This window comes from Nocardia altamirensis NBRC 108246 (genome assembly GCF_001612685.1).
Taxonomy (GTDB): Bacteria; Actinomycetota; Actinomycetes; order Mycobacteriales; family Mycobacteriaceae; genus Nocardia; species Nocardia altamirensis.
Genome location: NZ_BDAY01000027.1, coordinates 23,404 through 46,848 on the forward strand (window position 1 = coordinate 23,404; position 23,445 = coordinate 46,848).

Consider the following 23,445-nt stretch of genomic DNA (forward strand, 5'->3'; position numbering starts at 1 on the left):
ACACGGCGAGCTCGACTCCTGGTGGCGGGACCATCTCGAACAACGTGCTATGCGGCGGGCGGCTGCAGAACGGTATCGATCATGTACACCGTCGCATTGGCGGTCTTCACTCCGCCGCAAATCACCGAAGCGTCGCCGACTTTGATGGCGTCGCCGGATCGGGTGACGGTGACGTTGGCGCCTGCGACGGTCTGGTGCGTGCCCGCGATCTTGTCCGGCGCGATCTGGCCGGGGACCACATGGTAGGTAAGGATTTTGGTCAGGGTGGCGGAATCGGTCTTCAGCGCTTCCACGGTTGCCGGATCAATCTTGGCGAAAGCCGCATCGACCGGCGCGAACACCGTGAACTGGCCGCCGTTGAGCGTGTCGACCAGATTGACCTGCGGGTTGAGCTTGCCGGACACCGCGGCGACCAGCGTGGTCAGCAGTGGGTTGTGCGAAGCCGCCGTGGCCACCGGATCCTGGGCCATGCCGCTGACCGAGCCTGCCCCGGTGGGAACCTGCTGAGCGTACGCCTGGCAGCCGGCGCCGACCAGGCCTGCGGCCGAGGTCGCCGAGGTCGTCACCGGCGGCGCCGACGAGCTGGCGGAGGTGCTGTCGGACTTGTCGGAGGAGCAGGCGGCACCGCTCGCTACCACTGCCGTCAGCAGCATCGCCGCCACCACCGAACGTCGGATCATTGTCATTGTTGTCTTTCGCTTCCGTCGAGACGGCTCACAGCCGTGCTGGGATTGATGGAACGGAATTCGCCTTGCCCAGCGGGGCGGATGGGTCACCTTTCGAAGTAGTCGGTTCAGCAACGGAACGGCAAGCGCCGTGGGGCGCGGGTACCCGGCTCGACGGTCTCGATCCGATGGGACAGGATGGGGCTTTGGGTCGGCGAGAGGGTGCGGGATGACTACTACGGCGGAGTCCGTGTTCGACACCGATACGGCGAGTGACCGGGTCGGCGAGCACGAATACGCATTGACGCTGTCGGATCGGTGGAAAACCTTCATCGGCACCGTGAACGGTGGATATCTGCTCGCCACCTGTTTGCAGGCGCTGCGGCGGGAACTGCCGCAACCCGATCTGCTGTCCGCATCCGCGCACTTCCTGCGACCGGGCACGCCGGGACCGGCGCGGATCGTCACCGATGTGGCGCGCATCGGGCGGCGCACCGGGACCGCGCAGGCGACACTGCTGCGTGACGACCGCGAAATCCTGCGCGTGCTCGCGACATTCACCGATCTCGCGGCCGCGGATGGGCCGACGATGGTGAGTGCCGAACCGCCCGTGTTGCCTTCGCCCGAACAATGCATCGATCCCACCGACGGGTTCCCGAAGGACCGCCCCGAAATCTCGCGGCGGATCGAATTCCGGATGGCCGAGGTTCCAGGCTTCTGGCGCGGAACTCCCAGCGGCAAAACCACTATGGAGTTCTGGATGCGTTTCGCCGATGGTCGCGAAGCCGACCCGATCGCCCTCGCGATGCTCGTCGACGCCGCCGTCCCAGTCGTGTTCGAGCTCGGCATTCCCGGCTCGGCCACCATCGAACTCACGGCGCACATCCGCCAGCGGCCTGCCCCCGGCTGGCTGGCCTGCCGGGTGACCACCCACTATCTGATCGATGGCTTCCACGAGGAGGACTTCGAAATCTGGGACAGCACAGGGGCTTTGGTGGCCCAGTCGCGACAGCTCGCGATCGTCTCGACGTAGCCGATCAGGCCGGTGGTGCGATCTTGGCGATCGAGACGGTGTTCCCGTCGCGGGCCACGGTCACGAACTGGCGGTAGGTACGGATGGCGGTGTTGGGGCGAATCTCGGTGATCACCACGTCGAATCGGCCGTCGGGCATCGGCGTGATCAGCACGCAGTGCTGGGTGCCCGCCGGGATGGACTCGATGCCCGCGGCGATGACGTCGACGGCGGGCACGTAGGCGTCGGGGGTCGTCAGCGACCGCGCGGCGATCCCGGACCGGGACACGTAGTAGGCGTACTGGAAGGCCAGGATCACGTCCGGTCCGGAGTCGGTCGATCCGGTTCCGTTGCCGCGCACCACCTGTTCGCTCCTGGTCGGCTGGCAGCCGGGGCTGCCGCCGAGCACCGGATCCCCGTAGGTGGCCGACTGCCGCGGCGCGCTCACCGCCGCCGTGTACACCAGCACCACCGCCACCGCGGCCGTGGATGCCGCCACCGCGGCGGTGCCGACCAGCCAGGACTTGCGGGTCCGGTGCACATGCCAGCGCTGCGGTCCGCTGGGCGGAATCATGCCCGGCCACAACGGTACTGCCACCCGGCGCCGTCGGGGCCGCGCGGCCGCACTCCCCCCGGAAATGTTGGACGACGACATCATTCCGTCGCACCCCCTTACCGGTGCTGCTCAGCGCACTCAGCAAACCCCTCAATGCCTTTGCGCAGTAACAACATTGCACACCCGTCCGGATTATGCCCGGTGAATGGGTCAGACCGATACCGAGGAGTGGCACCCGGCGGCGGCGAACGCCGGGTAGCCGGGCAGCTCGAGAGGCCGGCTACCGAGTGTCCACACCCGGTCGCGACCCGCTCATCCAGGCGTAATCAGGTGCGGCTCGGGATCATCCGCAACCCGCGGGCATTCCCGGCGAATGCCCGCGGTGCGGCAGCGAGCAGCGCGACGCCGATGTACAGGAGCTGCTCGGGGATTCGGATCCACAAGGGGGTCGCGGGGGCACCGTGGAAGGGGATCTCCTGCACGGCGGCATAGATGTTGGCCGGGATCAGGAAGACGAACAGGACGGCCAGACCGATGCCTGCCCAGCGGCGCGTGCGGGCTACCACGAGGCAGACCGCGCCGAGCAGTTCGAGAATGCCGGTGAAATAGACCATGAAGTCGGGGAACGGTACGAACGGCGGCACCATCGTGGTGAAGTCGGCATGGGTCGGCACCGGGCCGTCGGCGAAGCTCGCCGGGACGAAATGCGTTGTGCCCGTGACGACCAGCAGCACCGCGAGGGCGTAGGCCGCGCTGGTCGACCAGTCGAGCCGGCGGACGCCGAGCGCACCGGCCAGACGCAGCGCGGTGAACAGAACTGTGAGCAGGACAAGGGTTTCCATCACGCCTCCGTGCAGAGCACGTCCAGCGGCCGCGCGGGCCGCGAATCAATCGGAACTATCACTATCGATAGTTGTACTATCGGCACTGATTATGGATAGCTGTACTTCCCACTGTCAATACCGAGGAGACACCCGTGCGCATCGCCGAACTCAGCCGTGCCAGCGGCGTTCCGCCTGCCACGATCAAGTACTACCTGCGCGAAGGGCTACTGCCGACCGGCGTCCGTACCGCCCACAACCAGGTCGACTACGGCGACGACCACGTCAACCGGCTGCGGCTGATCCGGGCGCTTGTCGACATCGGCGGGGTGTCCATCAGCGCGGCCGCCGAACTGCTCGCCGTGCTCGACACCGGCAGCCTCACCGCTAGGGAGGCACTCGGCGAAGCCATGTACGCGCTGCGCGGGCGCCGCTCCCCCGTCGGTGCGGATCAGCAAACGACCGCAGCAGACGACGTCGATGCGCTGCTCACGCGGCGCGGCTGGCAGATCGGTGCGGACAGCCCGGCCCGGCACACCCTGACCGATGTCTGCGCCGCGCTCCGCCAACTCGGCCACACCGACGTGCTCGCCGCCATCGACGACTATGCCGCCGCGGCCGAAGCCGTCGCCACCATCGACATCGGCATCGTTCGCGCCGAACCCACCGTCGAGCGAATGACCGAAACCGCCATCGTCGGAACGGTTCTCGGCGACACGATGCTCTCCGCGCTGCGTCGCCTCGCGCAGGAGCACGTCTCCGGAATCACGCTCCCGGAGTGATTCGTCGCGATAACCGCACTGTGCCCGAACAGGTCTCGCCGAGTGCGCCGATGATGGCGCACCCGGCGAGACCTGGTGCCGACCTTGGCGGGTCGGGTTCGTATCAGTGGATCATCGGGCGGTCGAACGGGACAGGTTCCAGCGCTGCCAGGTTGCGTCCTCGAGGTTGTCGATGATCGGTTGACGTGCCTGATTGCGCAACGGCGCGGGCAGACGATCGAGCGCAGGCAGTGCGTCGGGCGACAGTTCGCTCAAGTACGCGGTATCGAGCGTGTCACCCCGCTTCCAGCGGTCGATGTTCTTGTCGGCGATCAGCAGTTCCGGGTTCACCGCGGCCAGGACGAGCAGCGACACCATCACCGTGCCCATCATGGCGCGGGGCAACCACGTTCGGCGCAGGAGCGGCAGATCGGCGAGCACGAGCAGATAGGCGAGACCGAACCAGAGTGCGAACGCCTCGACGATCAGCCGTTGCACCGTGAAGCCGTAAGCCTCCTGATAGGCCCACATCCGGTTGTGCGCCGAGGCGACGATGACCAACGAGAGCACGCTCACCGCCGAAAGCAGCACCCGCAACCACAGTCGATCGGCCGCCGAATCATCGGCGGCCCAATGCAATACCACCAGAATCACGATGAGGCTCAGGATGGACACCGTCAGCAGCTGCCAGAATCCGCTGCGCGCGTACTCGGCGTAGGTGAGGCCTGCCGTGCGCTGCACGTAGTCGACACCGCCGAACATCGCCGCGAACTGGACGCCGACGAACAGCCCGAACAATGCGGTCAGCGCACCGACCGGGAGCGCCCACTCCAGTCGGCTCAACCGCCGATAGGTCACTCCCCCTGTGGATTCCGCAGCAGGCGAAGGCGGACCGGCCAGCAGATACAGCGCACCGAGCGTGCCGAGTCCGGCAATGACGAACACCACGATCCACTGCACGATCTGACCGCCGTCCAGCTGTGGTGTCGCCGAATCGAGCAGTCGCGCGAAGGTCGCGTCCGCACCGACGAGCAGCGGAACGAACACCGCGAGCAGGGCAATGGTGACGGCCACAGACGACGCCACCCGCAATCCCGTCCGCGACGCACCCTTGCGCACCCGCGCCAGTCCGGCGAAGGCCCACTGCGCACCCGACCACGTCGCCAACGGCACGGCGATCACTTCATAGAAGACCCCGTGGACCGTCCGCCGCCCCACCACAGCCAGCGAAGCGGCCAAAGCCGACGCGATCACACACAGCCCGACCAGCCATTCAGCCGACCGGATCGCCCCCACCGCCAACAGCAGAATCAGCAATGTCGTCCACCAAACACGACTCCACCCACCGACTTTCGCCAGTATGGCGGCGATGCCCCCTAAGTCTTCCTCGTCGTCCTTCGCGTCGGAGTCCTTCGTCAGCACAGGCGGTGCGGTGGCAGCACTGACCCCCTCGTTCCCCGCAGTCGATCCATCGGAATCCGAGACAGGAACCTTGGCATCAGACTGCTTCGAGCTACCAGCATCCGGCACCACCGCCGAACCATCGACGGCAGGACTCGACTGCACCGCAACGGATTCCGACTCACCCTCGGGAGCGTCGGCCGACGGCTCATCGCCGGTTGAGACCTCCTTTCCGGAACTCGCCTCCACGACCGGCTCCGGCGCGCTCGCGGAATCCGGCACCACCGTCGAATCCACCCCTCGGGAATTCGACGCGGCTACCTCAGATTTCGAGTCCTCCTTCGACTGAGCGCCTGCGGATTCCGGCAGCACCGTCGAATGCTCCCCTCCGGGATTCGACACGGCTGCACCAGGTTCCGCGTCTCCCGCAGGCCGTGCCCAAGCAGCTTCCGGGGCCGCCGTCGAATCCACCCCACGGGAACTCGACGCATCGGACCTGGGATCCACCGCAGGGTCCGCATCCGAGGGCGCTGCCGCATCCGAAGCGACTCGGCGGGCGTTGCGGTCGACCAGGTAGACCGCCGCAATCGCGACGAAAGCCGTAAGCACCCAACCGATTCCAGGGTCGTCCACCGGGATCAGCACCGCCGCGGCAACCGCGGTGACGAGCGCGGCGGGTACCACGCCGGGTGGACAGGAGACCCGCTGCCACCTGGGCACCACCCGCGTCGGCATCGGCGGCAACGCCGGGGTGGACGGGTACCGGGCAGTCTCGATCGGCGCCATTCGGCCCATCGACCGTTCTGCGGACAACAGCCCAACCACCGAGGCGGTGGTGGAGGGCGGCGGAGCCGGTATCCCGGCCTCCGGTTGTCGCTCCGGAGCGGTTGGGGTTTCCGTATTTTCGGGCATTGGCTTCCTTCTGCAGGCGTGCGGGATCGACCCGCGACCGCGTTGCGGTTCGGGTTGGTAGGAAACGGTGAATCAGATTCGGATAATTACTGGGTTAGTTCGTTGAAATGTCGCTAGCGGAGGGTGTTTCGGTGGAGATCGTCTAGTTGTCGGGGATAGTTACGCGGATGCAGGATCCGGGGTCGGCCACCGCGATAGTGCCGCCGTGCAGGTCGACCACCCAGCGCGAGATGGCGAGGCCGAGGCCGGTACCCCCGCCGTCGCTGCGGCCCCCGCGGGTGAAACGGTCGAAGACGCGGGCACGTTCGGCGGGCGGGATGCCAGGCCCGTCGTCGGCGACCTCGATCACCAGCTGACCGGGATGCCGCCTGGCTCTGAGACGGACCTCGCCACCGGACGGGCCATGCCTCGCCGCATTGTCGAGCAGGTTGTGCAGCACCTGTTGCAGGCGCGCGCGATCAGCGAATACCGTTGCGGCACTTGGCACTATGTCGGTGGTGAACCGGACGCCACGACCGAGCGCCGCGACCGCGACCTCCGCCTCGGCAACCACCTCGGCGAACAGCGGTGCCACGTCGAGCCTTTCGCGGTCCAGCGGAAAGGCGCCTGCCTCGATGCTGGACAGATCGAGCAGCTCGGAAACGAGCAGGCTCAGTCGCTCGGTCTGCGCCAGCGCGGTGCGCAACGTCTTCGGGTCCGGTTCGGACACCCCGTCGACGAGGTTCTCCAGCACCGCGTTCAGCGCGGTGATCGGTGTGCGTAGCTCGTGCGACACATTGGCGATCAGATCGCGGCGTTGCTGATCGGCGTCCGCGAGATCCGCGGCCATCTGATTGAACGCCTCCGCCAGCTGCCCGACCTCGTCCTTGGAACTCGCCCGCACCCTGCGGGTGTAGTCACCCTGCGCCATCTGCTTCGCCGCCGCCGTCATCGCCCGCAGCGGCCTGGTGAGCCCGTGCGCGAGAAACTGCGAAGTCACCAACGCGATGATCACCGCGGCCAACGTCGTCTTCGGCGGCAGCCACCCGATCTTCAGCCGGAAGAACCCGAACGCGGCGCCGCCGGAACACAACATCAGAATCGCCAGCTTCAACTTGATCCACGGCACCGGATCCAACGGGCGAGGCAACGCCTCGGACAGATACTCCGCGATCTCACGCAACCGCCGCACCAGGCGATGCCAAGCCATCACGACCGCAGCACGCCGGGTCTGTCTCGGCGCAACCGTCGTTTCCCGCTTGGCAACAACAACACGCTTCCGCCGCAAACCGACTCCCGGCGCCGGTTCGAGGGCCACTGCACCCTCGGCTTGTTCGGGCGCCACGACACCCTCGGCCAGTTCACGCACCACGACACCGTCAGCGTGCTCGGGCACCACGGCACCGTCAGCCTGTTCCGGCGCAACAGCACTGTCGATCCGTTCGGGCGCAACGGCACCCCCGGTGCGTTCGGGCGCCACGACACCGTCGATCTGTTCGGGCGCAACGGCACCCCCGGTGCGCTCGGGCGCAACGACACCGCCGGCCTGTTCGGGCGCCACAACACCCTCGATGCGGTCGGGCCCCACAGCACCCCCGATGCGCTCGGGCGCAACGACACCGTCGGCCTGTTCGGGCATCACGGCATCCTCGATGCGGTCGGGCCCCACAGCACCCTCGATGCGTTCGGGCACAACGGCACCGTCGATCTGTTTAGGTGCCATGGCACCCTCGGCGTGCCCGGCGCTCGGGAAGGACCCATCCGCGCTCATCCCGCCTCCCGTCTCGCGGCAGGTGTGCCACCGCATAAGCGTGGCAGGCGCTTCGCGGTGCGTCCCGTTCGACTGCTGACCGAAGTCGGCGGCGTCACCCCCTGCCAGGCACGGACGCGGATACCGCTTCTCACCGCGCCTCCAGCGCGTACCCGACGCCGTGGACGGTGCGGATCAGGTCGGAGCCGAGTTTGCGCCGCAGCGCTTTCACATGGCTGTCGACAACCCGGGTGCCCGCCGCGTCGGCCCAGTCCCAGACCTCTTCGAGCAGGCGCTCACGAGCCAGGACCGCGCGCGGCCTGCGGGCAAGCCGGGTGAGCAGGTCGAATTCGAGCGGAGTCAGCTGCGCTTCGACATCGGCCCGCCACACGCGACGCTGGTCGAGGTCGATCCGGAGGTCGCCGACCACGATCGAGACACCGTCACGGTCCGCGGCACGATCCACCCGCCGCAGCAACGCATGCACGCGGGCGGTGAGCACCCGCAGCGAGAACGGCTTGGTCAGGTAGTCGTCCGCGCCGACACCGAGCCCGATGAGCTGATCGGTTTCGTCGGTCCGCGCGGTCAACATCAACACCGGCACCGACCGCTCGGCCTGGATCCGCCTGCACACCTCGAGCCCGTCGAACCCGGGCAACATCACATCGAGCACCACCAGGTCGGGCTGCACCGCCGCCGCCATCGCCACCGCGCCCGGCCCATCATGCGCCAAGTCGACGGTGAATCCTTCGGCCCGCAACCGCGCCGCCACGGATTCCGCGATGGTCACCTCGTCGTCGACCACCAGAATCCGCCGCGCCAGGTGTCCCCCACCAGCTCCGTTCTGCTCCATGAACCGAAACCCTAGCCACCCGCTGTGGAGAGGTATCGACTCAATTGTGGAGATTCCGTGTGCACCCTCACCTCCCATGCCCCCAATCCTCGGGGCGCCACCCCGTTCCGGAGTTGGTCAACTGATCACTGGGAACTGGTGGCGGCATCGCCCGAGAAGCCTCCGCCACCAGTTCCCACTCGGCACGAGACCACCCCCCTCCCACGCCAGGAGCGATCGGTCCAGTGAGTCGGAACTGGCCTGCGACAGGGGGCATCGGTGTGCTCGAGGATGGGGATCATGATCGAAACGACCGCGCTGCTCGGTATTGCTGCCGCTGAGCTGGGGATGGTGCTGACGCCGGGCCCGAACATGATGTACCTGGTGTCGCGGTCCGTGTCGCAGGGGCGGCGGGCCGGGTTGGTGTCGCTGTCTGGCGTGGCGGTCGGGTTCATGGTGTACCTCGCGGCGGCCACGGCCGGGATCACCGCGATCTTCGCGACGGTGCCCGGGCTGTACCTGGCCGTGAAGCTGGCGGGCGCCGGTTATCTGGCGTACTTGGCGTGGAAAACCTTGCGCGGCGGCATCTCTGCGTTCGAACCGTCCATGCTTCCGCCCGATCCCACTCGCAAACTGTTCACCATGGGGTTGGTCACCAACCTGCTCAATCCCAAGATCGCGATCATCTATATGGCGCTGATCCCCCAGTTCGTGAACCCCGAGCACGGCCGAGTCTGGTTGCAGAGCCTGCTGCTCGGATCGGTCCAGATCAGCATCGCGTTGATCGTCAACGGCATGATCGTGCTCGGCGCGGCCGCCGTCGCGACGTTCCTCGCCGGTCGCCCACTTTGGCTGCGGGCGCAGCGCTGGATCACCGGCACCCTGCTCGGCGCCATCGCCGTCCTCTTGGCCACCGACCGATCCCGCCCACTCCCGGCCTAGTCCGTCGGGCGAGGTCGGCCAACCACGCAGTTGACGGCGAACCCCGTTGTGGGGCTCACGACGGCAAAGTTTCCCGATACTGGTCCAACGGTGCGGCGGTCTTGGTCGCGACGAACTTGGTGATCGTGTACTCCGCGACACCGGCGACGGTGAACGGATCGCTCTCGGCGATCTCCTCCATCTTTGTTCGGTCGTCGCCGAGCGCGATGATGACACCTCCGTCACGGGGATCCTTGCGGCCAGACGCGAGGAAGACGCCACCTGCGTAGTGGGCGTCCAACCACGCCACATGGTCGGAAAGGACCGCGTCAACGCGTTCCATCGAGGCAATGTAGGTCAGCTCCAACACGAACATGCCTCGTACGTTACGACTCTCGCGGTTACCGAGCGGCTTTGGTCTCCGCCGGATTCGCGCGTGCGGCCTTGGTCAGTAGTCGACTGAGTTGCCGCTGCTCTGTTGGGCTGAGGTGGGCGATGGGTGACTGGGTGCGCATCGCCGTTGCGAGTTGTCGCCGTACTCCGAGGCCGCGCTTGGTGAGGGTCACGTCGAGCCTGCGCGCGATCGAGAACGGCTACGCACTGGTCCGCCAGGACTTCAACGGCTGGTCGGCCGCCTACAACCAGCACGGACAACCCCTCGCCACCCAGGACACCACCGTCGATCACGACCCGTGGATCGTAGACGTCCCCACCCACGGCGTCACCACGCTCTACCGTCTCACCGGCGACACGTTCGCCTGGCTCTGCCTGGCAGGCACGCTCGTGCTGATCGGTATGGCGGTGATCCCCCGGCGCTCACCAACTCGACGGTAACCCAAGACAGGAAACGAAGCCCACCAGCCGCTTTGCGTGGTGTGGCCGAGTTCACGGGTGCTCGCGTGGTGTTCGTGAGTAGCGTCCGGAGTATGGACAATGAGGGACCAAGCCGGACAGCGCTCGCGACCGCCTACGCCCGTGCCTATCACCAAATTGCGGACCGGCCAAGGATTCTTACCGATCCGCTGGCGGCACGTCTGCTGGGTGTCACCGAGGATGAGCTGGCCGAATTGGGCGGGCCCGCAGGGAATGGTCCTGAGAGCGGTGTGGACTCGGGGATCCTGCGGCTCGCTGCCGGCGATCGGCCGCGCCGCCTGTTCTTTGCCGCTCGCGCTCGCGTTGCCGAGGATCGGGTGACCGCGGCTGTCGCTACCGGAGTGCGGCAGGTCGTGATCCTCGGCGCGGGCCTGGACACCTTCGCCTACCGCAACCCACATCCTGGCCTGCGCGTCTTCGAGGTCGACCATCCCGCTACCCAAGCGTGGAAGCACGAACGCCTCGCCGCCGCCGGTATCGACCAGCCGGAGAGTGTGACCTTCGCACCGGTCGACTTCGAAACCGATACTCTGGCAGCAGGATTGGCGTCCGCCGGGTTCAGCCGGACCGATCCGGCCGTGTTCGTGTGGCTCGGTGTCGTCTACTACCTGACCCCGGACGCGGCCCGCACCACCCTCGACTACATCGCAGGTCAATCCGAGCCGGTCGAGGTGATCTTCGACTACCTGCAGTCGGCAGACACCGACGAGGATCGTGCACGGTTGCAGGCCCGCGCACAGCGAGCACAAGCTGTCGGCGAACCTTGGTTCAGCTACTTCACGCCCGACGACATCGCCGCACAGTTGCGCACGCTCGGCTTCACCGACATCGAAGACCGCTCCGCCACCGACGTCATCGCCGGATACCACAATGAATCAACGGAATTCGAGGACGAACCACCCCAATCACTGCTCCCGGTCCGCATCCTACGGGCGAGCCGCTGATCGCCTTCGGAGAAACTCCCGCCGCCCTGGCCTGGTAGTTCTTGTGCTCCTGTGCGTGGTCCGGCGGCAGGTGCCGCGCCCCGGGGATGCGGCGGCGAAGAACCCCACGAGGCGCCTGCCCCGGCATCGAAAGCCGAAGCCGACCCGCCCGAAGTGTAAGCGGCACTGAGTGTTTGCCGCAGCGAGCAACAATCCCCGACCTGCGACGCCGGACCACCAGCGGCCAAAGCCCTTATGCTCGGCACCAACTCCAGAGCACGAGGGCAATCGACCCTTCCGCCCACGATCGGCCTCGGCTCGTGGTCGATGCCTCAATGCCCCGCAACACACCCAAAGTGCAAGCGGCACCGCGCATTTGCCGCCGTGGGTACCAATCCCCAGACCTGCGCCGCGGAACACCGACCGAGGCCCTCGTGCTCGGCACCAACTCCCGAGCACGAGGGCAGTCCACCGTCCTGCCTACATGGTCGGCCTCGGCTCGTGGTCGATGCCGTCATACCTCCGCACCACACCCAAAGTGCGCGGCACAGAATGTTTGCCGTCACAAGCACCAATCCCCCGACCTATGCCGCCGGACCAGCAACGGCCGAAGCCCTCGTGCTCAGCACCAATTCCTGAGCACGAGGGCAGTCGACCGTTCGGCCTACACGGTCGGCCTCGGCTCGTGGTCGATGCCTTCATGCTCTGCACCACGCCCGAAGCGCAAGAGGCGCAACGCGTTTGCCACCACGAGCAGGGTTGATCCTTCGTGGATGAAGACGGCGGGGCCGATGGGGAGGCCGATCAGGGTGGCTGGGACCAGGGCGGCGACGATGATCAGCGAGAACGCCAGGTTTTGGCGGATGATGCTGGCGGTGCGGCGGCTGAGTGCCACCGCGAACGGTAGGCGGCCGATGTCGTCGACCATCAGTGCGACGTCGGCGGTTTCGAGCGCGACGGCCGAACCTCCCGCGCCCATGGCGATGCCGACCGAGGCGTTCACCATGGCGGGGGCGTCGTTGACACCGTCGCCGACCATGGCGGTGCCGTTGCGGCCGCCGAGTTTGCCGATCATCGCGACCTTGTCCTCGGGGAGCAGGCCGCCGTGTGCGGCGTCGAGACCCATGTCGGCGGCGACGGCGTCCGCGACGCGCTGGTGGTCGCCGGAGATGAGGACGATGTCGTCGATGCCGAGCGCACGCAGGCGGGCGATGACGGGTGCCGCTTCGGCCCGCGGGGTGTCCATCACGCCGACGACGCCCAGGTAGCTGCCCGCATGCCGGACGATCATCGTGGTGCGGCCGCTTTCGTGCAGTTCGTCCACGATCCGGCCGATGTCGGCGGGCACGCCTTCGGGATCGAGTTCGGTGAACATGGTTCGGTTGCCGACCTCGGTGGCGCGGCCGTCGACGAGGGCGGTCACGCCGCGGCCGGTCACCGAGCTGACCGCGGTGGCGGTCCGATCGATGTCTTTCGGCAGCAGCGGGGCGAGATCACGGGTGATCGCGCCGGCCAGCGGGTGATCACTGTAGGACTCGACCGCGAACAGGGTGGCGATCAGTTCGTCGCGCAGTTCCGGGCGGGCCGGGACGATATCGGTGACCTTCGGCTGACCCCAGGTGAGCGTGCCGGTCTTGTCGAACGCCATCGACCGCACCCGGCCGAGCGTCTCCAGCGGCCCGCCGCCCTTGGCAAGGACACCGGCCTGCGCCGCACGCGCGATCCCGGCCAGCACCGCACTCGGTGTGGCGATCGCCAGCGCACAGGGGCTGGCCGCGACCAGCACCACCATGGCCCGATAGAAGCTGTCCGCGAACGGTTCCGACGCGGCGAACACACCGAAGGCCAGCACACCGAGCACGCCCGCGAGAACTACGGGCACGTAGAACACCTGGAATCGGTCGATGAACCGCTGCGTCGGTGATTTCTGCGTGTCGGCCTCGCGCACCATGGTGATGACCCTGGCCAGGGTGCTGTCCTCGGCGCGGCTGGTCACCAGGACGTCCATCGCGCCTGCACCGTTCATTGTGCCCGCGAACACCCGACGCGTTTCCGGCACGGGCGTACTACTCGCCAGCGCGGCGGCGGCATCGGCGATCGGCGCCTTCTCGACCGGAATGCTCTCGCCGGTCACCGACGACTCGTCGACGCTGCTCATGCCGTCGACCACGACGCCGTCCGCGGCGAGCCGCGAATTCGGCAGCACGACAACCACATCGCCGATCGCGAGATCGTTCACCTCGACTTCGCGCACCGTCCCGTCGGCGCCACGCACCAGCGCGGTCGCGGGCGCAAGTTCGGCAAGCGCCTCGATCGAGCGCTTGGCGCGGCCCATCGCGTACTCCTCCAGCGCGTGCCCGAGGCTGAACAGGAACAGCAGCACCGACCCCTCGGCCCACTTGCCGACCAGCGCGGCGCCCACCGCCGCGACCAACATCAGGAAGTCGACCTCGAACCTGCCGCGGCGCACCGTGTTGATGGCGGTACGGATGGTGTAGTAGCCACCGAAGAAATAGGTCGCGGCGAACAGCACGATCGCCACCCATTCCGGGGCGGAGACCAGGTACTTTGCCGTCATGCCCGCCGCGTAGGTGACGCCGGAGGCGATCGCGAAGATCAGTTCCGACCGCTCCCCGAACAGCGCGGGGCCGTGTCCGTGCTCCTCTGCCTGTTCTTTTCTGCTCATGTGGCGATTATATGCATAGATCGCTATATATGCATAGCCTGTTGCCAGAAGTACCTGCCGACAGATGCCGCGCCGCCGTATCCCGCTCGGACCTGTTCCCCTACCATCGCGACATGTGATCACCGTTGCCACGTGGAACGTCCTGCACCGCATCCACGCCGAGAATTGGTACGAGGACGTGTCCACCCGCTGGCCGGACGAGGCGGCGCGCATCGACGCCGTCACCGCGCTCATCGCGGCCCGCACCGAGCAGGTCATCGCGTTACAGGAGGTCAGCGGCGACCAATTGTTCAGTCTCCGTGCCGCTTTGCCCGACCGGACGGTGCACTCCATGCGCTATCGACGACTGCCGACGGCGCGCAGAAAGGCGAGCTCGCTGCGCGATCCCGGCGAGTACCTGGTGCTCGTCGTCGAGGGACCCGGCCGCGAGATCAGCGCCGAATCGTTCGCCGACGACCCAGGCAAGGGCGCGCTCGCGATCACCGCGGGCGGCGCGGTGCTCATCGCGACCCATGTGACCGGCGATCGGCGGCGCACCGACCAACTGGCGCGACTGGCCGAATTGGCCTCCGCCACACCGCAATATCCTGCGGTGCTGCTCGGCGACTTCAACACCGACCGCGACACCGTCGCAGCGAGCCTCGGCGACGGTTTCACCATCGCGCGCCTCTCCCCCGACGCCGCGCCGACCCGCCCGCGCACCTCGGGCGCGAAATCGCAGTTCATCGACCACGTCGTCGTGCGCGGAGCCGTGGCGCAGGACGCACACGTCGAGGACACCGCAGGCTTGTCCGATCACAACCTCGTCCGCGCGACCATCGCTCTGTGAGTCATAGCTATCGGTGATCAACACCGGATGACCCGATTCCCCCGCCCCGATCCGCCGTCCCCGCCCAGAATGCTTCTATGGTCGAGATCAGCCGCGGCGTCGCCACCGTGAACGGCATTCACATGCACTACCGCCGCGCGGGATCCGGTTCGGCGGTGGTGCTGTTGCACGGCTGGCCGCAGACCGGCTACTGCTGGCGGAAGGTCTTGCCCGCCTTGGCCGAACGGCACACCGTGATCGCCCCGGACCTGCGTGGCTACGGGTACACCGACAAGCCGACCACCGGCTACGACAAACGCAGCATGGCCGCCGACGTGGCAACGCTGATCGAATCGCTCGGCGTCACCTCGGCCGCCGTCGTGGGGCACGACCGCGGCGCACGGGTGGCGCATCGGTGGGCCCTTGATCGGCCCGATCAGATCAACAAGCTCGTTGTGCTCGACATCATTCCCACCAGGGAGACGTGGCGCCGGATGGACGCCGCACTGAGTCGACGCTTCTTCCACTGGCTGTTCCACCTCCAACCGGACCTGCCGGAACGCCTTGTCGGCCACGACATTCCCGGTTACCTGCGCTACTTCTTCGAGACCTGGACCGTCAACCGCCACGGTCTGCCCGCCGAGGCCATCGACGAATACATCCGCGCCTTCAGCACGCCTGGCGCGCTGCGCGCGGGTTTCGACGACTATCGCGCCGCCGACCTCGACACCGAACACGACGACGCCGACGCAGGCCACCGCCTCACCATGCCGGTGCTCGCCCTCTGGGGCGCGTCGAGCTTCCTCGAAGAGATTCCAGCACTGGAGATCTGGCGCGAGTACGCGGAGGATGTACGCGGCGCAGCGATCCCCGACTGCGGGCACTTCATCCCCGAGGAACGCCCCGAGGTCCTCCTCGCCTACCTCACCGAATTCCTCTGACGAGTCTGCTCATTCACCGCAGAGCGCGTGATCGATCAGTGCGTTGGCAGCCTGCAGTTGCGTGAATCCCTTGCTGTGCAGCGGATCTTCCCCCACCGCGAGGGTGCCGGACAGCGAGACGACGGCACTGCGGCGACCGTCCTCGGTGACGGCGGCGTTGGTGAGGTATCCGGTCTGGCCACCGTTGTGCATCCAGTAGACGCCGCCGCACGACAGCGGTACCGAGAACAGGCCGAGCCCGGCGCGTCCTCCCGGCCAGACCTGGGCGATCACGCCGTCAGCCGGCACCGTGCCGCGCATCTGCGCCAGCTGTTCGGGTCGTAAAAGCTTGCCGCCGAGCAGGCTTCGATAGAAGGTGCCGAGATCCGCGGTGGTGGAGAGATAGCCGCCGGAGGCGTCGGCGTCCACCAGCTCGGTGACCTCGACCATCGGCCCGTCGGCCGCGAATTGGTTGTAGCCCTTCGCATGTGGCGTCGGCAACGTTGGCACATCGCCAGGCCACCGGGTGTCGCGCAGCCCGAGCGGCTCCAGAATCCGTGTGCTCACCTCGTCGTACCAGGGGCGCCGACTCACCTTCTCGATGATCAGGCCGAGCACGACGTAGCCGACATTCGAGTACGACCAGCCGGTGCCCGGTGCGAAATCGGGGGCTTGCGCGACGGCCGATGCCACCGCCTGTTCCGGGGTGCGTGCCTGGTAGCGGAGCCGGTAGTAGTCCTCGGCGGTGGCCATATCGGGCATGCTGTCGTGCAGGCCGCTGGTGTGCTGGAGCAAATTGCGTACGGTGATCGACGCTCCGCCGTTTCCGTTGCCGCGCACCATGTCCGGTAGCCACTGCTGGACGGTGTCGTCGAGGGTGAGCCGTCCCTCGCCGACCAGCATGAGCACCACGGTCGCGACCAGCGTCTTGGTCACGCTGCCGATCCGGAAGTACCCGTCCGACGAAACCGGTTCCACCCCGGCACTATCCGCGCGGCCCGCCACCGCGACCCGGTTGGTCCCCGCGGCCTCGTCCACCACCCGCGCCTGCACTCCGGTGGTGCCGACGGCCACTATCGCGTCGGCGTCACGAGCCAAGGCAGCAGGCTCGGGCGTGCCGCCACATCCGTTGACCGCCAAGGCCAGAGCAAGTGTCACAGCCAACATCGGATATCGCATCATGCCTCCGTCTGGTCCGCGAAAATCTATCCGCGCGGCAGGCCGACGGGCATCCCTCTGCGGTAGCGCACCGCTACCCCCGCGGTACCGAATCGACCAGGCGGGATCACCCCTCGGTATCGGCTGATTGCGCTTGGCCCAAGATCTGGTCACGGAACGGCTTCCTGCCGCACACCGACCATCCGGTCTGAAACAATGAGCTATCTCCACAGGTGCGGGGCCCGGTGGCGGCATCATGCGAGCAGCAGTTCGCCCCGCACCCCGCATGTGCGTGCAGGAAAAGCCTGACCCATCCGCTGGATGAAGGGTGCGACATGTGTGCTCTGCGACGGTTCGGGATTCGAGCGATGGTCGGCGTCGCCGCGTTGGCGTTCGCTCTCGTCTGGGTGCCAGGTCATGCGGCGGCCGGGCCGAGCGCATCCCTGGGCGGCGGTTCGGGGATCCTGCTCGGGCCGTCGACGTGCACGCTCACCACCATCGGGTACGACAGGGAGAACCGGCTGGTCGGGCTCACCGCGGGTCACTGCGCCGAAGTCGGGATGACAGTGCGGGCGGAACGGACGCCTGCCGCCGGGATCATCGGCACCGTGGCGGCCGTCGACAATGCCGACGATTACGCGGTGCTGGAGTTCGATCGCGCCAAGGTCGCACCCCTACGCCAGGTCGCCGCGACCATGATCGGCGGCATCGGCGCCCCACCACAACCCGGTGACGTGGTGTGCAAGAACGGGCGCACCTCCGGCCACAACTGCGGCATCGTGTGGGACACGCATCGGTGGTGGTTCCAGCATCAATCCTGTTCTCAGCCAGGCGATTCCGGCGGACCGGTCACCATCGGCGATCGACTGGTGGGCATGAACGTCGGGCACCTCGGCGTGCGGGTGGTCGGCGTGACCGTGTTCGATGTGATGTGCCACACCGCGACGGCGCCACTGCACGATCCGGCCGTGGCGACCCAGATCGGGATGGTGCTCGACGATATCGACAACAGCGGCGGCGTCGGGGCCGGATTCCGGCCGCTCTGAACGCGTGCGACGATGAGTCGAAATGCGAGGTGCCCGTACGGGATTCCCGCCAAGACGACAGGAGTCCGTCGTGCCGCCGACCGCAGGAGCGTCGTTCGCCCGATTCGTCGCCCTCGGCGACAGCCAGACCGAAGGACTCGGTGACCCCGACGGTCATGGCGGATTCCGGGGCTGGGCCGATCGTTTCGCCGCCATGCTCGGCGCCGCCAACCCCGGTCTGCACTACGCCAACCTCGCGGTTCGCGGTCGACGCGCAGGCGAGATCCGGGCCGAGCAGCTCGAACCCGCGCTCGCCATGCGCCCCGACCTCGCCACGGTCGTCGCCGGGATGAACGACATCCTCCGGCCGCGATTCGACCGGGACGCGCTGCTCGCCGACATCGATGCGATGTTCACCGCGTTGACCGGCCTCGGCACCAAGGTGGTGACCTTCACCTTCCCCGACATCGGCGCCGTCGCGCCCTTCGCACGGCCGCTCTCCGCCCGGGTACACACCCTGAACGCCGACCTGCGCGAGCTGGCCGCGCGGCGCGGCGTCACCCTCGTCGACTTCGAGCCGGTCGCCGCCGCACACCACCCCCGTGCCTGGTCCGACGATCGTCTGCATCTCAGCCCGGTCGGCCACAACATCGTCGCCCGCGCCCTCGCCGCCGCGCTCACGGTTCCGGGCGCCGACGACACGTGGCGCGATCCCCTACCCCCACTCACCTCGACCCTTGTCGAAAAGCTCAACACCGAAGTCCGCTGGACCGTGCAGTTCCTCGCCCCGTGGGTCGGTCGACGCCTGCGCGGCATCTCCTCCGGCGCAGGCGTCGAACCCAAACGCCCCCAGCTACTTCCAGTGCTCACCTGACTTCGGTCGGCGACTACCACGGGACGATCTCGCCGTGGCAATCGAGGAACCGCAAACCGGCTGCGCCCGCCTGCTTTTCGAGGACATCGACGACGGACGAGATGCGGTCCTCAGCAGCTAGCGGCACTCACTGAGACCTTGCGCCATCCGACGAGTCGTCGAGCCGTGCGGCGAGCACGGCCACCTGGTACAGGTGCTCGAAGTATCGGAGCTCTGCACCGGCGAGCAAAGGCAAGATTTCCTCCAGGCGCGTGATGCGGTGACGCAGTATCTCGCGGCGCTTCCAGTCGAGGGAGCCGCCGTTGTCGAGCCAGGTCGACACGCAGCCTGCGATTTCTAGATCCAGCAACGTCAGGCAGATGCCCGCCACCTCCTTGCCGCCACGGCAGGGAAAACGTAGCTCGAGAAATCCTTCCCACAGCCAGGCGACGGTGGCCCAGCGCTCAATCAAATCCATTCAGACGAACCGTTCTCTGCAGCACGACTGGCACCGGCCAACGTTCGCCGCGACTGGCACCGGCCAACGTTCGCCACGAGTGGCACATGGCTGCGGCAAAGGTCGAGTAGCGCGCACGGTGGTGTGCCACTCGTGGCGCAACCGGTGGTCGCTTCCGGGAAACCGGGGCGGGTGGGGCTACGACCGGAAGTAGTATGGGGCGGTGCGGATGGCGGTGGCGGCGGTGGCGCGGGTGCGTGGCGCTTTCGTTGGGGCCGCGTCCGGGGCGGTGAGCATTGCGGCGCATGCCGTTGGTGGGGGTGTTGTTGATCCTGGTGGGTCTTCGATCGCGCTGTTGATTGCCGCCTGCGCTGTGGTCGGTGTGGTGGTCGGCGTGCGGCGGGCTCGGCACCGAGTTGCCGATGTGATGGTGCTGCTGGCGTTGGGGCAGGCGGTTGGCCATGTCGCGCTGACGATGTCGCCCGGGCATCATCATGGGTCGCATCTGACGTCGGTGATGGTTGCCGCGCATCTCGCCGCCATTCCGGTTGGGGCGGTGCTCATTCGGGGAGCCGAAATTGCCGTCGCTCGCGCGATTTCCGCGGCGGGCCGGACGGTGCGGGTGCTCGAGAGCGGCCCTGCGCCCGGCTTCGCGCCTGTCTCCCCCATTCCCTTCGGCCCGCTTCCTGCGTACCGGCGGCTGCTGTTCAGCTCCGGTTCCGGGCTGCGTGGGCCACCCGTGCCGGTCTGACCACACCCGGCTCGCCTCCGCGAGAGGGGCTGTTGGGCATCATCTTCCAGCCGAAAGACACCCTGTCTTCGGTCTGGCTCCATCGACTGGCTCGATTCGGCATGAAGGTCGGCCTGCCAGCTCGATCTGTGTGGACTTTTTCGGAGTCCCGTGCTCGTCGAATGCCGCTGGGTTGGCGCGACTGTCGACAGCGGCACTCCACATTCTTGATCGGAGATTTTCATGACTACAGATTCGGTGCGGGGCAACGGCGTTCGATCGCTGAAGCTTGCGTTGCGTGGGGGTATCGCAATTCTAGCGGTGCCGATCGTGTTGGCGGGATGTTCGTCCGAGGCGAAAAAGCCTGAGCGGGCGGCGGATTCGGTGACGGTGCAGGAGCAATGGGTGAAGGCGGCGGACGCGGAGATGTCGGCGGCCTTCGGGGAGTTGAGCAACTCGGCGGACAAGGCGTTGACCGTGGTGTCGGCGTCGAGTCCGGCGTCCGGGCGGGTGGAGTTGCACGAGGTGGTCGCGGACGCGACCGGAGCCAAGACGATGCGCCCGAAGGCGGGCGGGTTCGTCATCCCGGCGCACGGCAAGGTGACACTGCGGCCGGGTGGTGATCACATCATGTTCATGGGGTTGACCGGTCCGTTGCGGACGGGGTCGGAGACTCCGGTGACGTTGACCTTCGACGACGGGTCGACCACGACGTTCACTGCGCGGGTGCGCGACTTCTCCGGCAATCAGGAGAAGTATTCGCCCGATCATGCGAGTGGTGCACCGGCGCCCGAACACGCGACTGGCGCACCGGCGCCCGAACACTCAAGCGGCGCACCGACATCCGGGCACGCAGGTAGCGCACCGGCCCCCGAGCACCCGAGCGGCGCACCGACATCGGCGCAAACGAACGGCGCACCCGCCCCCGCCAATGGTGCGCAAGCACCTGCGCACGGTGGCTGAGCCCAACACCTCCCGGTCGGGTCGGCTCAACCGTCGGCGGCTCCTCGGTGGTGGAGCCGCCGCGGCGGGCGCAGCAGGGATCGGATGGGGCGCGGTCGCGCTGACCGGCCGACAAGACACCGCTCAGTCGCCGATCGAACCGTTCTACGGACCGCACCAAGCAGGCATCGCGACGACACCGCAAACGCATGCGACGTTCGTCGCGTTCGATCTGAAACCGGGTGTCAGCAAGGCCGACCTGGTCGGCATCTTGCAGATCTGGACCGGTGACGCCGCGCGGCTCACCCAGGGTCGGCCCGCGCTGGCCGACACGGAACCGGAACTGGCGCAGCGACCTGCCCGCCTCACCGTCACCGTCGGCCTCGGCCCTGCGGTCTTCACGATGGCGGGCCTGCAGGACAAGCGCCCGTCCTGGCTGCGGCCCTTGCCACCGTTTCCCATCGATCGTCTCGAATCAGCTTGGAGCGACGGCGATCTGCTGGTGCAGGTCTGCGCCGACGAAGCGACCACCGTGTCGCACGCGGTCCGGGTGCTGTGCCGCAGCGTCGCGTCGCTGGTGACCGTGCGCTGGGTGCAGCGCGGATTCCGCAATGCCGCACCGGGCCAGACGCCGCGCAACCTGATGGGCCAGGTGGACGGCACGGTGAACATCGCGCCGGGCACCCCGGATTTCGATCGGCTGGTGTGGGACGACGGCGCCATGCAGCCGTGGCTGGCGGGCGGCACCTCCTGTGTGCTGCGCCGCATCGCGATGACTCTGGACACCTGGGACGAAATCGACCAGGAGGGTAGGGAACTCACGGTCGGCCGCACCATCGCCACCGGTGCACCGCTGACCGGCACCCGCGAGTTCGACGAGCCGGATTTCGCGGCGGTCGACGCGAACGGCATCCCGATCATCCCGCAGTCCTCGCACATCGCGCGCGCACATCACACCAACGACGGCGAACGTTTCCTGCGCCGCGGCTACAACTACGATGACGCTCCCGCACCGGGCGCACTCTCGAATTCGGGCCTGCTCTTCGCCGCCTACCAGCGCGACGTGGACACCCAGTTCCTGCCGGTCCAGCAGCGGCTCGCGGAATTCGACGCCCTCAACGTCTGGACAACGCCGGTCGGCTCGGCAGTCTTCGTCCTCCCGCCCGGCGTGCGGTCACCCGACGAATATCTCGGCCAGTCGCTGTTCGAATCCTGATCGGCCGACGACAGACCGCGGCCGCCGCGCCGGTTGGGCGCGACGGCCGCAGGCCGGAAAGAACTGGTCAGGCGAGCGTGTTCTGCAGCGCCCTGGCGTCCTTGCGCACCCCGAACGCCACCACGACCTCCATGACGCCGAGCACGATCAACCACACGCCGACCACAACGGCCAATGTCGCCACCGACGACAACGGCCACACGATCAGCACGATGCCAGCGATCACGGTGATCAGACCGAAGAACACACTCCACCCGCGACCGGGCATCGCAGGCTCCGACAGCGCCATCATCACCGTCGCCACGCCGCGGAACAGCCAGCCGATGCCGATCCAGATGCCGAGCAACAGAATCGAAGTCAACTCGTCCCGGAAGCAAAAGACGCCGATGGCGATGGACAGCACCCCGCTGATGAACGCGAGCACCCGGACACCGGTGCTGCTCGGGACACCGAACGCGGCCATCAGCTGCAGAAATCCAGTGACAACCAAATAGATGCCGAAAAGGATGCCCGCGGCCAACAGGGTCGGCCCGGGCCACACCAACATGATCACACCGAGAACCACTGAGAGGACGCCAGTTACCAGCACCGTTTGCCACGCACTGCGGGCAAGGGACTGCAAAGGACCCTCTAGCACGCTGTTTGTCGTCATATATCGATGCTAGGCGCTCTCACCTGGCATTTTGCGCATTTGGACGCGCGATCGGCAAGTCCAGCGGGCTTCACAGCGAAACGGCCGGATCAGGCGGCCGTCGACGCGCTCGGTTCAGCCGTTCAGCGGAAACGGCCGGATCACTCGGCGGCCGACACACTCGGTTCGGCCGTCTCCGGGCTGACGATGTTGACCATCCAGCCGATGCCGAACCGGTCGGCGCACATGCCGAACTCGTCGCCCCACATCTGCTTCTCCAACGGCACCGAGACGGTGCCTGCCGCCGACAACCGCTCCCAGTAACCGCGCAGCTCCGCCGCGTCCGGACCGCTGAGGCTGATCGAAATGCTGCTTCCCGGTTTGTATTCCATGCCCGGCGGGGTGTCGGCGGCCATCAGGGTGAACCCGCTCGGTGTTTCCAGGACGCCGTGCATGACCAGGTCCGCGCCGGGTGCGTCCTTATCACTGAAATCGCTGAACGTGCTGATGGATAGGGTGCCGCCGAATACGTCGCGGTAGAACTCCAGGGCTGCGCGGGCCGTGTCGCCGAAACTGAGGTACGGGTTGAGCCGGGAGGTCATGACACGAGGTT

23 protein-coding genes and 1 pseudogene are annotated in these 23,445 nt (G+C 67.3%); 12 read left to right on the forward strand and 12 right to left on the reverse strand.

Annotated features, from left to right (window positions below; all coding sequences use genetic code 11):
• Positions 1 to 47 precede the first annotated feature (47 nt).
• Positions 48 to 686, reverse strand: coding sequence for a fasciclin domain-containing protein (locus NA11_RS16600; protein ID WP_084654679.1), 639 nt, complete (start codon positions 684 to 686; stop codon positions 48 to 50).
• Positions 687 to 894: 208 nt separating this feature from the next.
• Here NA11_RS16600 and NA11_RS16605 point away from each other — a divergent pair, with 208 nt between their 5' ends.
• Positions 895 to 1,698 carry a thioesterase family protein gene (locus NA11_RS16605; RefSeq protein WP_069162802.1) on the forward strand — a complete coding sequence of 268 codons (804 nt, stop codon included), beginning with the start codon at positions 895 to 897 and terminating at the stop codon, positions 1,696 to 1,698.
• A 4-nt stretch (positions 1,699 to 1,702) separates the two neighbouring features.
• Here the strand turns inward: NA11_RS16605 and NA11_RS16610 are convergent, their stop codons facing one another.
• Both NA11_RS16610 and NA11_RS16615 read right to left on the reverse strand, forming a co-directional pair.
• Positions 1,703 to 2,275, reverse strand: a complete 573-nt coding sequence (locus NA11_RS16610) for a DUF8176 domain-containing protein (protein WP_245745912.1) — start codon at positions 2,273 to 2,275, stop codon at positions 1,703 to 1,705.
• 284 nt (positions 2,276 to 2,559) lie between these two features.
• Positions 2,560 to 3,075: a DoxX family protein gene (locus NA11_RS16615; protein WP_141717625.1), complete on the reverse strand. Its 516-nt coding sequence runs from the start codon at positions 3,073 to 3,075 to the stop codon at positions 2,560 to 2,562.
• A 134-nt stretch (positions 3,076 to 3,209) separates the two neighbouring features.
• Here NA11_RS16615 and NA11_RS16620 point away from each other — a divergent pair, with 134 nt between their 5' ends.
• On the forward strand, positions 3,210 to 3,836 hold the full coding sequence (locus NA11_RS16620) for a MerR family transcriptional regulator (protein WP_069162805.1): 627 nt from the start codon (positions 3,210 to 3,212) through the stop codon (positions 3,834 to 3,836).
• A gap of 111 nt (positions 3,837 to 3,947) precedes the next feature.
• On the opposite strand, the gene NA11_RS44795 is transcribed toward NA11_RS16620, so the two are convergent.
• From NA11_RS44795 to NA11_RS16635, 3 genes are all read right to left on the reverse strand, one after another.
• Entirely contained in the window at positions 3,948 to 6,128 is a 2,181-nt protein-coding gene (locus tag NA11_RS44795) for a DUF4153 domain-containing protein (RefSeq protein WP_245745913.1), read from the reverse strand.
• Between the two features lie 142 nt (positions 6,129 to 6,270).
• Entirely contained in the window at positions 6,271 to 7,317 is a 1,047-nt protein-coding gene (locus NA11_RS16630; protein WP_069162835.1) for a HAMP domain-containing sensor histidine kinase, read from the reverse strand.
• A 691-nt stretch (positions 7,318 to 8,008) separates the two neighbouring features.
• Positions 8,009 to 8,710, reverse strand: coding sequence for a response regulator (locus NA11_RS16635; protein ID WP_141717626.1), 702 nt, complete (start codon positions 8,708 to 8,710; stop codon positions 8,009 to 8,011).
• 279 nt (positions 8,711 to 8,989) lie between these two features.
• Here NA11_RS16635 and NA11_RS16640 point away from each other — a divergent pair, with 279 nt between their 5' ends.
• On the forward strand, positions 8,990 to 9,631 hold the full coding sequence (locus NA11_RS16640) for a LysE family translocator (RefSeq protein ID WP_069162837.1): 642 nt from the start codon (positions 8,990 to 8,992) through the stop codon (positions 9,629 to 9,631).
• A 55-nt stretch (positions 9,632 to 9,686) separates the two neighbouring features.
• Here NA11_RS16640 and NA11_RS16645 read toward each other — a convergent pair whose 3' ends face one another.
• Positions 9,687 to 9,986, reverse strand: a complete 300-nt coding sequence (locus NA11_RS16645; RefSeq protein ID WP_069162806.1) for a YciI family protein — start codon at positions 9,984 to 9,986, stop codon at positions 9,687 to 9,689.
• Positions 9,987 to 10,165: 179 nt separating this feature from the next.
• Here NA11_RS16645 and NA11_RS16650 point away from each other — a divergent pair, with 179 nt between their 5' ends.
• Together NA11_RS16650 and NA11_RS16655 are read left to right on the forward strand one after the other, a co-directional pair.
• A complete protein-coding gene (locus NA11_RS16650) occupies positions 10,166 to 10,444 on the forward strand; it encodes a carbon-nitrogen hydrolase family protein (protein ID WP_141717627.1) in 279 nt (92 codons plus the stop codon).
• 92 nt (positions 10,445 to 10,536) lie between these two features.
• Positions 10,537 to 11,427, forward strand: a complete 891-nt coding sequence (locus NA11_RS16655) for a class I SAM-dependent methyltransferase (RefSeq protein WP_069162808.1) — start codon at positions 10,537 to 10,539, stop codon at positions 11,425 to 11,427.
• A gap of 643 nt (positions 11,428 to 12,070) precedes the next feature.
• Here the strand turns inward: NA11_RS16655 and NA11_RS16660 are convergent.
• The gene (locus NA11_RS16660; RefSeq protein WP_069162809.1) at positions 12,071 to 14,092 is read right to left on the reverse strand and encodes a heavy metal translocating P-type ATPase; all 2,022 of its coding nucleotides are present in this window, start codon (positions 14,090 to 14,092) and stop codon (positions 12,071 to 12,073) included.
• Between the two features lie 115 nt (positions 14,093 to 14,207).
• Here NA11_RS16660 and NA11_RS16665 point away from each other — a divergent pair, with 115 nt between their 5' ends.
• Positions 14,208 to 14,921 (forward strand): endonuclease/exonuclease/phosphatase family protein, encoded by a 714-nt coding sequence (locus tag NA11_RS16665; protein WP_069162810.1) that lies wholly within the window; start codon positions 14,208 to 14,210, stop codon positions 14,919 to 14,921.
• 77 nt (positions 14,922 to 14,998) lie between these two features.
• A complete protein-coding gene (locus NA11_RS16670) occupies positions 14,999 to 15,841 on the forward strand; it encodes an alpha/beta fold hydrolase (protein WP_069162811.1) in 843 nt (280 codons plus the stop codon).
• Positions 15,842 to 15,850: 9 nt separating this feature from the next.
• Here NA11_RS16670 and NA11_RS16675 read toward each other — a convergent pair whose 3' ends face one another.
• A complete protein-coding gene (locus NA11_RS16675) occupies positions 15,851 to 16,978 on the reverse strand; it encodes a serine hydrolase domain-containing protein (RefSeq protein ID WP_167837653.1) in 1,128 nt (375 codons plus the stop codon).
• A gap of 335 nt (positions 16,979 to 17,313) precedes the next feature.
• Between NA11_RS16675 and NA11_RS16680 the strand changes: the two genes are divergently transcribed.
• Together NA11_RS16680 and NA11_RS16685 are read left to right on the forward strand one after the other, a co-directional pair.
• Positions 17,314 to 18,024 (forward strand): chymotrypsin family serine protease, encoded by a 711-nt coding sequence (locus NA11_RS16680; protein ID WP_069162813.1) that lies wholly within the window; start codon positions 17,314 to 17,316, stop codon positions 18,022 to 18,024.
• A gap of 70 nt (positions 18,025 to 18,094) precedes the next feature.
• Positions 18,095 to 18,877 carry an SGNH/GDSL hydrolase family protein gene (locus NA11_RS16685; RefSeq protein WP_069162814.1) on the forward strand — a complete coding sequence of 261 codons (783 nt, stop codon included), beginning with the start codon at positions 18,095 to 18,097 and terminating at the stop codon, positions 18,875 to 18,877.
• 127 nt (positions 18,878 to 19,004) lie between these two features.
• Here NA11_RS16685 and NA11_RS16690 read toward each other — a convergent pair whose 3' ends face one another.
• Positions 19,005 to 19,334, reverse strand: coding sequence for a hypothetical protein (locus tag NA11_RS16690; protein ID WP_069162815.1), 330 nt, complete (start codon positions 19,332 to 19,334; stop codon positions 19,005 to 19,007).
• A gap of 208 nt (positions 19,335 to 19,542) precedes the next feature.
• On the opposite strand from NA11_RS16690, the gene NA11_RS16695 reads away from it, so the two are divergent.
• The 3 genes and pseudogenes from NA11_RS16695 (at position 19,543) to NA11_RS16705 (ending at position 22,201) form a co-directional block, all read left to right on the forward strand.
• The gene (locus tag NA11_RS16695; RefSeq protein WP_084654683.1) at positions 19,543 to 20,064 is read left to right on the forward strand and encodes a hypothetical protein; all 522 of its coding nucleotides are present in this window, start codon (positions 19,543 to 19,545) and stop codon (positions 20,062 to 20,064) included.
• Between the two features lie 222 nt (positions 20,065 to 20,286).
• Positions 20,287 to 20,814 (forward strand): annotated as a pseudogene (locus tag NA11_RS16700) (copper chaperone PCu(A)C); the annotation flags it as partial.
• Between the two features lie 160 nt (positions 20,815 to 20,974).
• On the forward strand, positions 20,975 to 22,201 hold the full coding sequence (locus tag NA11_RS16705; RefSeq protein WP_069162816.1) for a Dyp-type peroxidase: 1,227 nt from the start codon (positions 20,975 to 20,977) through the stop codon (positions 22,199 to 22,201).
• Between the two features lie 67 nt (positions 22,202 to 22,268).
• Here NA11_RS16705 and NA11_RS16710 read toward each other — a convergent pair whose 3' ends face one another.
• Positions 22,269 to 22,853, reverse strand: a complete 585-nt coding sequence (locus tag NA11_RS16710; RefSeq protein WP_069162817.1) for an HdeD family acid-resistance protein — start codon at positions 22,851 to 22,853, stop codon at positions 22,269 to 22,271.
• Positions 22,854 to 22,993: 140 nt separating this feature from the next.
• Complete coding sequence (locus NA11_RS16715) at positions 22,994 to 23,434, reverse strand: VOC family protein (RefSeq protein WP_069162818.1); 441 nt, start codon at positions 23,432 to 23,434, stop codon at positions 22,994 to 22,996.
• Positions 23,435 to 23,445: the final 11 nt, after the last annotated feature.

Bases quoted from the DNA above. Each gene is read 5' to 3' on its own strand.
- NA11_RS16600 (WP_084654679.1), bottom strand. From the start codon at position 686: ATGACAATGATCCGACGTTCGGTGGTGGCGGCGATGCTGCTGACGGCA.
- NA11_RS16605 (WP_069162802.1), top strand. From the start codon at position 895: ATGACTACTACGGCGGAGTCCGTGTTCGACACCGATACGGCGAGTGAC.
- NA11_RS16615 (WP_141717625.1), bottom strand. From the start codon at position 3,075: ATGGAAACCCTTGTCCTGCTCACAGTTCTGTTCACCGCGCTGCGTCTG.
- NA11_RS44795 (WP_245745913.1), bottom strand. From the start codon at position 6,128: ATGCCCGAAAATACGGAAACCCCAACCGCTCCGGAGCGACAACCGGAG.
- NA11_RS16630 (WP_069162835.1), bottom strand. From the start codon at position 7,317: ATGGCTTGGCATCGCCTGGTGCGGCGGTTGCGTGAGATCGCGGAGTAT.
- NA11_RS16635 (WP_141717626.1), bottom strand. From the start codon at position 8,710: ATGGAGCAGAACGGAGCTGGTGGGGGACACCTGGCGCGGCGGATTCTG.
- NA11_RS16640 (WP_069162837.1), top strand. From the start codon at position 8,990: ATGATCGAAACGACCGCGCTGCTCGGTATTGCTGCCGCTGAGCTGGGG.
- NA11_RS16645 (WP_069162806.1), bottom strand. From the start codon at position 9,986: ATGTTCGTGTTGGAGCTGACCTACATTGCCTCGATGGAACGCGTTGAC.
- NA11_RS16655 (WP_069162808.1), top strand. From the start codon at position 10,537: ATGGACAATGAGGGACCAAGCCGGACAGCGCTCGCGACCGCCTACGCC.
- NA11_RS16660 (WP_069162809.1), bottom strand. From the start codon at position 14,092: ATGAGCAGAAAAGAACAGGCAGAGGAGCACGGACACGGCCCCGCGCTG.
- NA11_RS16670 (WP_069162811.1), top strand. From the start codon at position 14,999: ATGGTCGAGATCAGCCGCGGCGTCGCCACCGTGAACGGCATTCACATG.
- NA11_RS16680 (WP_069162813.1), top strand. From the start codon at position 17,314: ATGTGTGCTCTGCGACGGTTCGGGATTCGAGCGATGGTCGGCGTCGCC.
- NA11_RS16690 (WP_069162815.1), bottom strand. From the start codon at position 19,334: ATGGATTTGATTGAGCGCTGGGCCACCGTCGCCTGGCTGTGGGAAGGA.
- NA11_RS16695 (WP_084654683.1), top strand. From the start codon at position 19,543: ATGGCGGTGGCGGCGGTGGCGCGGGTGCGTGGCGCTTTCGTTGGGGCC.
- NA11_RS16705 (WP_069162816.1), top strand. From the start codon at position 20,975: ATGGTGCGCAAGCACCTGCGCACGGTGGCTGAGCCCAACACCTCCCGG.
- NA11_RS16710 (WP_069162817.1), bottom strand. From the start codon at position 22,853: ATGACGACAAACAGCGTGCTAGAGGGTCCTTTGCAGTCCCTTGCCCGC.
- NA11_RS16715 (WP_069162818.1), bottom strand. From the start codon at position 23,434: ATGACCTCCCGGCTCAACCCGTACCTCAGTTTCGGCGACACGGCCCGC.